Annotated in this window: 10 protein-coding genes; 2 read left to right on the forward strand and 8 right to left on the reverse strand. The window is 44.5% G+C overall.

All coding sequences use genetic code 11. The annotated features are described in order from the left end of the window. Window position 1: 1 nt before the first annotated feature. The 8 genes from pseI to aspS all read right to left on the reverse strand — a co-directional run bounded on the left by pseI (window position 2) and on the right by aspS (window position 10,748). Entirely contained in the window at window positions 2-1,039 is a 1,038-nt protein-coding gene (pseI, locus tag L0660_RS02255) for a pseudaminic acid synthase (protein WP_235157423.1), read from the reverse strand. Next, a complete protein-coding gene (gene pseG / locus L0660_RS02260; protein WP_235157427.1) occupies window positions 1,020-2,468 on the reverse strand; it encodes a UDP-2,4-diacetamido-2,4,6-trideoxy-beta-L-altropyranose hydrolase in 1,449 nt (482 codons plus the stop codon). Before pseG ends, pseI begins: the two co-directional genes overlap by 20 nt. Further along, window positions 2,458-3,147, reverse strand: a complete 690-nt coding sequence (pseF, locus tag L0660_RS02265; RefSeq protein WP_235157431.1) for a pseudaminic acid cytidylyltransferase — start codon at window positions 3,145-3,147, stop codon at window positions 2,458-2,460. Before pseF ends, pseG begins: the two co-directional genes overlap by 11 nt. After that, a complete protein-coding gene (gene pseC, locus L0660_RS02270) occupies window positions 3,140-4,315 on the reverse strand; it encodes a UDP-4-amino-4,6-dideoxy-N-acetyl-beta-L-altrosamine transaminase (protein WP_235157435.1) in 1,176 nt (391 codons plus the stop codon). The genes pseF and pseC overlap by 8 nt, the downstream gene beginning before the upstream one ends. A gap of 11 nt (window positions 4,316-4,326) precedes the next feature. Further along, window positions 4,327-5,343, reverse strand: a complete 1,017-nt coding sequence (gene pseB / locus L0660_RS02275) for a UDP-N-acetylglucosamine 4,6-dehydratase (inverting) (protein WP_235157442.1) — start codon at window positions 5,341-5,343, stop codon at window positions 4,327-4,329. 44 nt (window positions 5,344-5,387) lie between these two features. Beyond that, entirely contained in the window at window positions 5,388-6,437 is a 1,050-nt protein-coding gene (locus L0660_RS02280) for a Wzz/FepE/Etk N-terminal domain-containing protein (RefSeq protein WP_255712123.1), read from the reverse strand. A 6-nt stretch (window positions 6,438-6,443) separates the two neighbouring features. Then, window positions 6,444-8,849, reverse strand: a complete 2,406-nt coding sequence (locus L0660_RS02285) for an SLBB domain-containing protein (RefSeq protein WP_235157448.1) — start codon at window positions 8,847-8,849, stop codon at window positions 6,444-6,446. Window positions 8,850-8,990: 141 nt separating this feature from the next. Next, window positions 8,991-10,748, reverse strand: a complete 1,758-nt coding sequence (aspS, locus tag L0660_RS02290) for an aspartate--tRNA ligase (protein ID WP_235157452.1) — start codon at window positions 10,746-10,748, stop codon at window positions 8,991-8,993. Between the two features lie 92 nt (window positions 10,749-10,840). On the opposite strand from aspS, the gene L0660_RS02295 reads away from it, so the two are divergent. Next, window positions 10,841-11,758 (forward strand): PE-PGRS family protein, encoded by a 918-nt coding sequence (locus L0660_RS02295; protein WP_235157454.1) that lies wholly within the window; start codon window positions 10,841-10,843, stop codon window positions 11,756-11,758. 9 nt (window positions 11,759-11,767) lie between these two features. Continuing rightward, on the forward strand, window positions 11,768-13,651 hold the full coding sequence (locus tag L0660_RS02300; protein WP_235157457.1) for a CocE/NonD family hydrolase: 1,884 nt from the start codon (window positions 11,768-11,770) through the stop codon (window positions 13,649-13,651). Window positions 13,652-13,669: the final 18 nt, after the last annotated feature.

Genomic DNA, 13,669 nt, shown 5'->3' on the forward strand with positions numbered 1-13,669 from the left:
TCTAGGCCATTTTGTCCATCGACATCCTGGATCCTCTTTTGATATCCTCCTTTACAGGTTTTCCTATAATGTCTTTTAGATGTTTCGGGTGAAGTCCGAAGCCGGGACGAATGGACCGCACGTTCGCCGTTGTCACATTTTCTCCCGCAGCAATGTCCTGAACTACATATAGAGATCGCGAAAAATCTTTCCCTTTTGCCTGCTTTTCGGTCAACTGATAATCCACTTTTCCAATGGCCTGTTCGGCTTCGCGGACAGATTTTACCATTTCGGAAAATTCAGCTTCGTTCATCGAAAAGGAAGCATCCGGGCCACCGATCGATCTATCCAGAATGAAATGCTTTTCAATGATTTTGGCACCAAGAACTGTTGCAACAATGGGAACTGTGCTGCCAATGGTGTGGTCGGAAAGTCCGCTGATAACATTGAAACGTTCGCGGAAGTCCTTGATCATCGTCATATTTGCTTCCGCAATTGGCGCCGGATAGCTTGATGTGCATTTTAACAGGGCGATCTGATCGTTACCTTGTCTTTTGCAAGCATCCAATGCAAGCTCAATGTCCTCTTCCGTGGCAATCCCGGTAGAAATAATCACAGGCTTACCCTTAGAAGCAACCAGCTCAATAAGCGGGATATCTGTGATTTCGAACGAAGCGATTTTGTAAGCTGGAACATTAAGATTTTCCAGAAATTCGACAGCCGTTGGATTGAAAGGGGAGGAAAAACAAATCAAACCTTCTTCTTCCGCTACCCGGAATAGTTCGGCGTGCCATTCCCAAGGCGTGTAAGCCTCCTGGTACAGATCATGAAGATATTGTCCGTCCCAGATCGTTCCGCCAATGCGGAAGTCGTCCATGCGCGAATCGATCGTAATGGTATCCGCCGTGTAAGTTTGTAGCTTAATGCAATCAGCTCCCGCACGTTTTGCTGCCCTGATCGTTGCTATGGCCGTTTCTAAGCTGCCGTTATGGTTTGCCGAAAGCTCAGCAATAATAAATACGGGGCTGTCCTGATTGATTTCAAATGTTCCTATTTTCATCACCGATATACATAGTGTATTTATAATTTTCGCCGTCTGTTTGTTTTACAAATCCGAAGCGTTCAAATGTTTTGCAAGATGAGATGTTTTCTCTCATAACTATCCCGGAGATCAAATTCGCCGAATGCGGGGCACTAATGAAAGACAAAATTCCTTGCTTAAGTAACGTTGCGCCAAGACCTTTGCCATGATATGCCGGATCCAACAAGTAACTGATGACAGCTTCTTGCCCATCTATATCAAACCTGATTGATCCAACAGGTTTTCCGGAAAGAGACGCAATGTAAAATTTACACTTCGGATCATCCAGTTTGCGCGTCAGCCAGGCAATGTGTTCTTCAAATTTAATTTTGCCTTTACTCAGGGAATATCTCCGGACGTTTTCATTAATTGCCCATTTGTAAGTCAATTCAGCATCATCGCTTGCCAGGTCCCTTATAGCAAAGTTTTTCTCGTTTAATAATTGCCTGAAAAGGTTTTGAATCCGGTTACCCGACAACCCATCAACTAGCTGCTGGTTCTTGTCAGAACCCTGGCTGAAATATGTTTCAACCGCCTTTGTTAAATTCTCTTTAGAAAAATCTGCTGCGCTGATGAAAGCATTTGCATCCTTGTAGTTTTCAAAAACAAAGCGTTGATTTGAAACATACATTCCGGATATGATATTGGCTCCCGAGGTAAGCGCCTCCGTTAAAATCCCGCTCGAGGGAACAATGCAGAGGTCAACTTCTGACATGTGTTGTGCCATATCCTCTGCACTGATATTCGAATAATGCAGCACATTTTCCTGCTCGCTCAGAATCTCATCGATTGTATCGTGATGAGCATAAGCAGCACCGGTAACTACAATTATTTTTTTGAAGCGCTTCGTGTCAAGCACTACTTCAGTTGCAAGTTTTGTTAAATTTCTGCTGTCCGATCCTCCGAAACATATCAAAACAGAATCGCTCTTACCAGGCAGCCTGCCTTTTTTTGCCAGATTTAAAAACGCCGGTCTGATCAGGGCATAATTTGGGCCTAATGCATATTGCGTATAAGGCTGTGCCGGATATTCACTCGGAGAAACGCAGGGCGTATGATTTAACACGAGGTCCGCATATGTCGTTTTCTCATGCAGATCATCAATGCAGATCAAGCCGCAGCCGATCATTTTAATGGATTTCTGATAGTCACTTTCCAATTCGTAACTATCCAGCACGACCAAGTCGTCTGCTGACAAAATGGATATCAGGTCGTCATCATTGTCTAACCGAAGCAACTGAAAACCGTCTGTTTTTATTTCTTCAATAATGGTTTCGGGAACTTGCTTGCAGGCGAAAATGATTTCGAAGTCGTCAACGAGCATTTTCGCCAAAGCTATACATCTAACGAGATGACCTAGGCCAATACTGGGGCTTCCATCCGTTCTAATGTATAGCTTACTTTTCATATAGCAATCGAAATTTCATCTCCGCCATTAACCAGTCTGAATGTGTATCAATGTCCTGCACTTCCTCTTCTGAAAGAATTACAGGAGCGCTGTTTGGGCTAAAAAGCGAGTCGGTAACGCGCAATGGATTGTACCAATACCATTGACCGGCATCATGATAAACCGGTTTTAAATCCTGAGACCGGACATTTTTATTTTCCGGCCACACCATTTCTATCTTCCCATCATTCAATTGTAATCCGCGCCAAACGGGATACGAGAATGGTACAACCGGGAATACAGAATCGTAATTGAATGTATTGAGTAATGCTAGCCCTTCTGCCAGATGTTCTTTTCTGATCAGCGGTGCAGTAGGATATATACAGCAAATGCTATCGAACCTCTTTGAAAAACGGGATAAATATTCTCGCTCAACCTCTTTGATCACGTCAACAGTAGAGGCGAAATCGTCCGAGTTCTTTTCAGTCCTTAAAAATGGGACCGCAGCGCCGAATTGTTTTGCAATAGCGGCAATCTCCTGATCATCCGTAGACACCATTACCTCGTCGAACAGGCCAGAAGCCAGCGCCGTCTCGATGGCATAAGCGATAATTGGTTTACCGAGAAAATCCTTAATATTTTTCTTCGGAATCCGCTTACTGCCGCCCCTTGCCGGAATGATCGCCAGGGATTTACTCATTGTAAAATTCTTTAACAGACTGTATCACAAATAATTGCTCTTCATCCGTCAGCGTAGGATACATCGGCAAGCTGATACATTTCCGATAATAGCTTTCAGCTTTCGGCATGTCACCAGCTTTCCAGCCTAAGCTTTGGTAATAAGGCATTAAGTGGCAGGGAATGTAATGGATCTGCGCGAAAATTTTCTGCTCCCGCAAATGGTTATAAAGACCTAGACGATCGTCCGCTTCTATAATGTAAAGGTGATAAGCATGACCGGCATCCACGCCGCTTTGTCCTGAAATGAAGGATTTTCCTGAAAATGCATCGTTGTATTTTTGAGCAATCAGCCTGCGTCTCGCGATTCCTTCGTCGGCCCTTTTCAATTGACTTGTTCCAAGCGCAGCCTGGAAATCGGTCAGGCGGTAATTGTAACCCAATGTCTGCATTTCCATATACCAGCCTGGGTAACTTTCGTCTCCACCAGCCAGTTCTATGCTATTCACGTATAGGTCATTGGATTTTACGATGCCATGTGTACGGAGTGCAAGAAGCTTTTGGTACAGCTCTATGCTATTTGTTGTGACCATTCCGCCTTCCCCACAAGCAATGTGCTTAACAGGGTGGAAGCTGAATATAGCAAGATCTGCAAATTTGCTGTTTCCACAAAGCTGCTGGTTGCCCTCAGAGTCTGTAAAAAAGCCTCCTGGCGCGTGGCATGCATCTTCAATAATCCACAAACCGTATTCGTCTGCAAGATTTTTTATTTCCTCCAGATTAACGGCCCTGCCAGCGAAGTCGACAGGAACTATGCCTGTGTAAGTCCCTTTTGGCGATGCTTCCAAAAGGCTTCTTACAGCATTGATATCAATTAAATAACTGGAAGGATCAATGTCTGCAAACACAATTTCGCCTCCGCAATAGCGGATACAATTCGCAGAAGCTGCGAATGTAATCGGCGTTGTTATCACCTTGTCCCCCGGACTTACATTGAGTGCAAGCGCGCATAAATGCAGCGCGGCAGTTCCATTTGCAACCGCAACAGCATATTTTGCCCCTACATACTTTGCAAATGCTGTTTCAAACTCCTGGATATTCGGACCCTGGGTCAGGTAATCGGATTTCAAAACATCCGTAACAGCCCTTAGATCTTTCTCAGTGATGTTTTGCCTTCCGTATGGTATCATACCCGAAAAAATTAAACTGTAAAATCTGAATCTACGTGCTCCTTAATCAACGCGCGCAGACTGTCAACTGTTTCCCACTCTGTATTATTTCCGGAATTATATGAAAAGCCATCAGGCACTTTCTTTGCATCGAAATGTGCAATGAAATCCGCTAAATTCCAGTTAGGAGTCTGAGGAACAATGGCATAGTACTTACCTAAATCATAAGTAAAGAATGAGTCCGAGGTTGTAATCATTTCCTCGTGGATCTTCTCGCCAGGGCGTATACCGATTACGCGATGCTCACATTCGGGGCCAATGGCCTGCGCAATGTCCAGAATATTATAAGATGGAATTTTAGGAACGAAAAGTTCGCCTCCCCAGGCAGTTTCCAACGCATGCAAAACCATGTCAACTCCGCCTTGCAGGGAGATGTTGAAGCGGGTCATCGTTTCAACTGTTATCGGCAATACACCGGTTTTCTTTTTATTGATGAAAAAAGGAATCACGGAACCGTTAGAGCCCATTACGTTACCGTAACGCACCACCGAAAACTTGATAGGATTACGTCCACGGATGTTATTGGCAGCAATAAAGAGCTTGTCGGACGTTAGTTTTGTGGCGCCGTAAAGGTTGATCGGAGCGGCAGCTTTATCTGTTGACAGCGCAACAACATGGCTCACCTCGGTGTCCAAGGATGCATTAATTACATTTTGCGCGCCGTTAATGTTGGTCTTAACACATTCCGAAGGATTGTATTCTGCAATAGGCACATGCTTCATAGCAGCAGCATGTATAACGAAGTCGATTCCTTTGAAAGCTCTTCTTAATCGTTCTTCATCTCTTACATCACCAATGAAAAAACGAATTTGGGGGTATTTTTCTGGTGTGTATTCCTGCGCCATCTGGAATTGCTTCTGCTCATCCCTTGAAAAGATTACTAACCTTTTCACGCCCGGCCATCTTTGGAAGATCGTTTCGGTCAATGCTTTACCTAAAGAACCAGTTCCTCCTGTTATTAGTATTGATTTACCGGTCAAATCTAGCATGTTAGTTGTATTTAGTTTTAAACTTATTCTTATTGATTTATGAATTACACAAAATGTCTATGAAGCTTTTCCTTGAAGAATATGATGTAAGAGAGCGTTATAAATACGCCAAGGACGGAGAAAATGATGGCTATAAATAATCGCTTCGGACTGCTTTTGGCTAATGGCACGCGCACAGGTTCAAGCACTTTAAATACTGGTTTCTCTTCTTTTTCCCGGATTTTAAACTGTTCGAGCTTATTGGATAGGTCTGAATATATGGCTTGTGAAAGCACATACTCCGCTTGCAATCGTTGTTCTTCAATTCTGGCTACGTTCAAGAACGTATTTCTGTGTGTGTCTCTATATGTTTGCAAGGCATATTCTGCGCTCTGCTGTCTTTTCTTCGCTTCCTCTACCCGTTTTTGCAGGAACTCAACTTGCTGCGTTGTTTTGGATACGGTATAATTCGTCACGTATTCAATGAGATATTTTTCGCTGGCTTCAACCAATATCGCGGCAACTACGGGATCGGTCATTTCACTTTCAATAGTGATAATTCCGTCATTGGTCCCAACCGTAGCTTGAACGTAGCTTTTAGCTGCATTAACCATTGCTTCCTGTTGCGGCGTGAACGAAATGATCCGCTCATTGCTCGTTGCAGCCTTTTTCTCAGGTTTGTTCGGTTTATCCCTTCCAAATGACATGAGGCGGGATAGAAAGCTTTGCGAACTATCTCTTTTCATGAAATTCTCAAGCGAGGGATAGGAAACATTATCCTGGTCCGTAACTGGAACTTTTAATAAATACTGTCCGAACGGGACTGTTGAGAGGATGTTCGGATAAAGTTCCGGAACAAGCTTTCCACTCGGGTCAGAACCCGCACCCAGGGCCATGCTGAAGAAGGAACTGCTTCTGCTGGAACCTAACTCAGGCAGCAATATGGTTTGAGCGGTATATTTTTTTTGTAGCAGGAAACTGATTGCAACGCCAAGAACCGCAAAGGCAATGGCAGCAATCACCAACACTAAAAAATATCTTTTGAAGAATCCGACTACCTCAAGAAAGCTGATTTCGACGGTATCGGTTGTCTTTTCTAAATGAATATCAGGCATACTATCTTAAAGAATACGGATGAGAGCGATGGCAAGGGTAGTAAACAGGGATATAATCGCCAGTCTTTCTCCTCTCGACATTGGCTGTTCCAGTTTCGGTTCCTTCAGTGGAACGGTAACCGTAGATCCTGGCTGAACTTTAGGGTAGGATCTGAAAAACAAGAACTTACTTGTACGGTGCGTCCTACCATTTGGGTAAGATACGTAAACCCTGTTTTTACGGGCTCTTTCGGCAAATCCACCGGCCTGCGAAATGTATTCATGGAAGTTGAATCCTGGATCATAGTTTACCAGTGAAGGGTTATAAACACCTCCTTGGATCCTAACCATTTCCGATTTCTTTGGGATATAAATTGTATCTCCATCAGCCAAAAGTAAATTTGCCGGGATAGATGGCTTCTCAATGATAGCTTTTAGGTCGAGGGCAACTAACTCCCGGTTGCGGTAAAACCTCGCTCCTTCTATGTAAGCTTCCTTCCGCATGCCACCTGCCTTAGGGAACAGGTCCGATATTTTTTCGAAGTTGTTGAGAATGGTGTAAGTTCCCGGATAGGTTACCTGACCAAAAATCGTAACTGTTTTCTGCGTCTCATATCTTGGCGATTTACGCACCAGGACAATGTCGTAAGGGTAGAGCGTAAACTTCTGGTCCTGCTCATTCAATGTCAGGTTATCGGCAACGTCCAATGTGAAAATACGGACATTTTGGTCCGAAGGAAGCCCGGTTGTATCATTTTTAACCCTGCGCGAAACTTCGATACGGTAGGGGATACCGCCTTCTGTATAGCCGCCTGCCTGGAATATCAAATCCGCGATGGTGATATCTTTGTAATAATAATATTCACCCGGATTGATAACCGATCCTTTAACCGACAGGAAAGTAAATTCTTTAAGGTCCTCCACCGACTTAATGGTAAGGATATCACCAGGAAGCAAGGTTATATCCGGAATCTCATTGTTCATCAGTTTCCTCAGATCAATGGCAACAAGCCCGGTCTGTGTGTCACCGCTTGATCTTTCCAGAAGTGCGCGGTTCAGAAATGCGCGTGGACTGATCCCTTGCGAAATCGTAATCAATTCTTTAACCGTTTTGGTGCGCTCATCCAGTGGATATATGCCGGGCCTTGTTACTGCGCCGCGTACTTCAACTTGGTTAGCAACTACTTCCAGAATCCTTTTAACATTATATATATCCCCATTTTTCGGGATAAAAGTATTTACCTGAGCAGAGTCAATGCTTCCAATTATGAAGTTGTTGCCAGTGTTTCTCTGATATTGAATCAATTGTGTGAATGCCTCAGGCGTAAAGCCACCTGCATATTTCAAGATGTCTTTTACAGTTTCGCCTGCTTTGGCTTCAAAAATCCCACTTTTCTTAACTTCACCGGTGAGTTCCAGTCGGGTTTCATAAGGGCGGATCAAAATGATATCCTGGTCCTGCAAAGCAATATTATCCCTTAAATCAGCATCAATCAGAAACCGATATAAGTCAATCTGACGGATTACTTTGTTATTTCTGATGATATCAATGTTCCGGTAAGAACCATTCCGGCCCGGGCCTCCTGAGACGTAAAGTGCATTGAAGGCAGTGGATAAAGAAGAAACAGTGTAAGTTCCGGGTCGTACAACTTCACCGGCGATCATAACCCGGATGCTGCGGACGTTACCCAGTGTAATCGTGGAATAGGTGCCGGATCCCGGGCGATTTAATGTTGAGTATGCTTGTCTTAGTCTGTTGATAATCCTTTCGCTAGCCTGTTCGATGGTCAATCCATTTACATAAACCGGCGCAAGATTCAGCATTTTAACTGTGCCTTCCGGGCTGATCTTCATGCGGAAGTTATCTACTGAATTGCCGTAGATGTCTACAACAAGCTCGTCGTCAGGACCTAGTATATAATTTCTTGGCGTAGGAATACGTAAATTCGGTTCAAATGTGGTTGAGGTTCCTCTGAAAAACGAAGAGCCAAATGTTCTGTCCAGTCTTCTCAACCGCGCTCTGCCAGCAGCGGTCGTGTCTCTTTCGTTGTTTGTTTCATCTTCCAACTCGTCCAGATCATCCTGCTCCCGGGTTTCGTCCAGCTGGTCTCTGTTAGGATCGTTTTTTGTGTTGTCTTTGGAAGTCTGTTCCAGGCGTTTCCGCATGGCAGAGATATCGTCCAGCGTGTAACCGCGTTGTAATGCTGCCTTTTCAATGTCCATATCAGACATTCCCGACTGCTTGGCCTGGTTATAGAACTCAACAGCCTGCGAATTGGAAACGGGCGCTCCGGTTGATGGTGTCGGGGTGGTTTGCCCCGGTACAGTGGTCGGGGTCTGTGGTACTGGATCCTGGGCTTGAGTGACTGTGCTTATCAGTAGGATAAAAAACGCTATCCGGATGGCGTTAACTGTTTTAGATAAATAATGCATGCAGTGTTAATTATATTAAATCGCGTCGGTACGCATTTCTTAATTTGATCCGGGGTGCTTGACCAAGCAAGCAGTAAAACTACGAAATCTTACAATATCTAAATTCCCCGGTAAAATATATTAATCCGATAAATATTTTCACTATTCTACTTTAATCGCCAATTCTTTCAATTGTGCGTCCGATATAACAGAGGGTGAATCAATCATCACATCACGCCCTGAATTATTCTTTGGAAACGCGATGAAGTCCCTGATAGAGTCCGCTCCGCCAAAGATGGAACACAGACGGTCGAATCCAAACGCAATCCCAGCGTGGGGAGGAGCGCCGAACTCAAATGCATTCATTAAAAATCCGAACTGCTCCTGAGCCTCTTCCTCGGTAAAGCCAAGAATTCCGAACATTTGCTTTTGAAGCTCTTTTTCAAAAATCCTTACAGAACCTCCGCCAACTTCAACGCCATTGATTACCATATCGTATGCATTGGCCCGAACTGCTCCTAAGTTCCCGTCCAGTAACGCAATATCCTCCGGCTTCGGACTGGTAAAAGGATGGTGCATGGCAAACCAGCGATTTTCAGCTTCTCCATATTCCAAAAGCGGGAAATCCAGCACCCATAATGCTCTGTATTCATCCGGTTTTCTCAATCCCAGCCTCGTTCCCATTTCAAGGCGAAGCTCATTCAATTGCTTGCGCGCTTTGTCTGCTGCGCCTGAAAGGATCAAAATTAAATCTCCTGGCTTAGCATTAAACGCCTCAGCCCATTTCTTAATATCCTCTTCGGCGTAGAATTTGTCAACGGACGATTTCAGTGAACCATCGGTATTATAACGAACATAAATCAAGCCTTTGGCTCCGATTTGCGGACGTTTCAACCAGTCCGTCAGCTCGTCCATCTGCTTGCGGGTATATACGGCGCTATCCGGTGCGCAGATGCCCACAACCAACTCGGCATCGTCGAAAACACCGAAACCTTTGCCCGAAGTAAGATCCTGCGAAGCTCCTTTTAATTCAACAAACTGCATATCAAACCGGATATCCGGCTTGTCTGAGCCGTAAAGGCGCATTGCATCGGCATAAGTCATGCGCGGAACCTCCGGCAGGTCCAGTCCTTTTACTTTTGCAAACAGGTTACGGATAAGTCCTTCAAATGTATTAAGCACGTCTTCCTGCGTCACAAACGACATTTCACAGTCTATCTGCGTAAATTCAGGCTGACGGTCGGCACGTAAATCCTCATCCCGGAAACATTTAACGATCTGATAGTAACGGTCGAAACCTGCTACCATGAGCAATTGCTTGAATGTTTGCGGAGATTGCGGCAGTGCGTAAAATTCACCCGGGTTCATGCGGCTCGGCACGACGAAATCACGCGCACCTTCCGGTGTGGATTTTATTAATACGGGTGTTTCAACTTCTATAAAGTCCAGGTCGTCCAGATATGCACGTGTATGACGCGCAACCTGATGCCTTAATTGCAGATTTTTACGAACATTATTTCTTCTCAAATCCAGATATCTGTATTTCATCCGGATATCATCGCCGCCATCCGTTTCATCCTCAATAAGGAAAGGAGGCAACTTAGCAGGATTCAGAATATTAAGCTCGGAAACGCGGATTTCAATAGCGCCTGTGGCAATTTTATCGTTTTTAGAAAGCCTTTCAATTACCTGGCCTTTTGCTGAAATAACGAATTCGCGGCCTAATGAGCGCGCGATTTCAAGCACATCAGCCTGTGTTTTCCCCTCTTCAAAAAGAAGCTGAGTTAGTCCGTAGCGGTCACGCAAATCAAGCCAGATCATGCCTCCCTTATCACGGACACGCTGAACCCAGCCACACAATACAACTTCTTGATTTACATGTTCTAAGCTTAACTCTCCACAGGTATGGGTACGTAACATATAACTTTTTTAATACTGATATAGTGAAACTGCCTGATAATAAATGCCGCAAAAGTACGTATTTTTAGCAAATCTAACATGAAGTGTTTTTTATGAAATTATATAAAAGGCTGAGCAGACAAGCAGGAGTGGTTTTGTCATCCATTATTTTTTGTGTGAACTGTTCCTGCGATACCGACCCCACTACAAACCCTACGACCGCCGCCGATTTCGATATGACGCCTCAGAAAGTGGCAATTACCCCCGGCATTATTGACGAAGCATCCGGCATTGTCCCGAGTTACAGCATGCCAGGAAATTTTTGGATCAACCAGGATTCAGGCCAGCCGAGCTCGTTGTATCTGTTAAGTGCAGACGGGAAAAATATAAAGGAAATGAAGGTTCCAGGTGCTGCTAACCGGGATTGGGAGGATGTGGAGATTGGCCCCGGTCCGAATGCAGGTGTTAATTATCTTTACATCGGTGATATTGGAAACAACAATGAGCCCAAAAGCCAGGTTGGTGTGATTTACAGGGTTCCGGAAGTGAGTGATGCAAATGCGAATTTTGACGAGACAAAATTGGAAAAGATCACATTCAGTTATCCGGACGGAACCAGAGACGCGGAGGCATTAATGCTGGACCCGACCACCAAAGACCTTTTTGTTATATCAAAAGAAGGGCAGAACACCGGAATTTATAAACTTGCCTTTCCACAGTCTACATCGCAAACAATTGTTGCCGAAAGAGTAGGAACGGTGCCTGGCGTAGGGTTAGCTACGGCTGGAAATATTTCCAAAGATGGCAGCGAAATCCTCATCAGAACTTATCTTGCTGTATATTATTGGAAAATAAAGGCGGGCGAATCTGTGGGGCAAACATTGACTCAATCTGCTACAAAGCAATTGCTGGTCGCGCTGGAACCGCAAGGAGAGGCCGTTTGTATGGACGCCGATGGAAAAGGATTTTATACGATCAGTGAAAAATCCAATGCTGCCAGCGTCACTTTGAATTTTTACAAAAGAAAATAAACCAAAGCCATGCTTAAAACTTTACTAAGCGTCGTTCTGATGCTCGTTATTACTGTTGCAAATGCGCAGAATGGGGATGAGAAATTCATCCGGGAAAACTATACCAAAGCCGAATATGACATCGCGGTTCGGGATGGCGTGAAATTGCACACGATCGTTTACAGTCCAAAAGACGCCTCGGCACAGAAGAAATATCCGTTCTTGATGCAGCGCACATGTTACAGCGTTGCGCCTTACGGGCCGGACAATTACCCGCCAAGGATTGGGCCGAGTCCTGCATTAATGCGTGATAAATTTATTTTTGTATACCAGGATGTGCGCGGCCGCTACATGAGCGAAGGCGAGTGGACCAACATGACGCCGCACATTGCACAGAAGAAAGGAAAAACAGATGTGGACGAAGCCTCAGACACTTATGACACGATCGAATGGCTGCTCAAAAACATTCCAAATAACAACGGTAAGGTAGGCCAGTGGGGCATTTCCTATCCCGGATTTTACACCACGGCGAGCGCACTTTCCGAGCACCCTGCGTTAAAGGCATCATCGCCGCAAGCGCCCATCGCCGACTTCTTTTTTGACGATTTTCACCATAATGGTGCATTTACACAAGGGTATTACCTCACATTCCCGGTTTTTGGGATTAAACCGCCCAAGCCAACGACATCTTCCTGGTTTGCGGGAGATATGTTCGAAGCCAAGCCTGATGGTTACACATTCAACCTGAATATGGGCCCTCTCAAAAATTTTGATAAATATTATTCAAAAAATTTTTATTGGCAGGAAACAGTTAATCATCCTAACAAGGACGAGTTCTGGCAAAAAAGAGACATTCTGCCGCATTTGAAAAACATCAAGCATGCCTTCATGACGGTTGGCGGCTGGTTTGATGCAGAAGATCTTTATGGTCCTTTGAACACTTACAAAACGATTGAGAAAAACAATCCTTCTACTTATAATACGATTGTTGTCGGACCGTTCGGGCATGGAAGATGGAGCAGGGAAACCGGCCATACATTGCACAATGACATTTATTTCGGAGATAGCATTGCCACTTTTTACCAAAACAACATTGAGGCGAAATTTTTCAAACATTTCCTGAAAGAATCGGGTGATGGGAAAACGGGCTTGCCGGAGGCTTATATGTTCGATACAGGTAAAAAAGCCTGGCAAACATTTGACAAATGGCCCGTAGCGGCTGTTGAAAAACGCAAACTATATTTCCACGAAAGTGGTAAGCTGGATTTTAAAGAGCCCGCACAAGCCAAATCGGTGAGTGAATATGTGAGCGATCCGGCCAAACCGGTTCCTTATACGGCCAATTACAAGCAAATGTCGGGTTTTACACCATTTGAATATATGTCGGAAGACCAGCGTTTCGCTTCCACACGACCGGATGTGCTTGTTTTTCAAACAGATGTGCTGGAAAATGACATTACATTAGGAGGTGAGATTACAGCATTATTAAAGATCAGCACCACCGGAACCGATGCCGATTTTTTTGTAAAACTAATCGACGTGTATCCTGGCGACGAGAAAAATCACGCATATCTGCCCAATCCTACGACTGTTCTTGCGGGTTACCAGCAAATGGTGCGAAGCGAAATCGTGAGATCCAGATTCCGGAACAGTTTTGAAAAACCGGAAGCGCTGGTGGCTGGCAAAATGACGGACATTAAATTCCGCTTGCAGGATGTTTTGCATACATTCAAAAAGGGCCACCGCATTATGGTCCAGGTTCAAAGCACAGCATTCCCGCTTTTCGACCGCAATCCGCAGAAATACGTGGAGAACATTTACAAGGCTGAGGCATCCGATTTTATCAGCGCAAAGCAGACTATTTATCATCAGGCCAGCGCAGCCAGTTCACTTGAAGTAGACGTTATCAAATAATGCGACATTTTTTTAATC

Source organism: Dyadobacter sp. CY351 (genome assembly GCF_021502625.1).
Taxonomy (GTDB): domain Bacteria; phylum Bacteroidota; class Bacteroidia; order Cytophagales; family Spirosomataceae; genus Dyadobacter; species Dyadobacter chenhuakuii.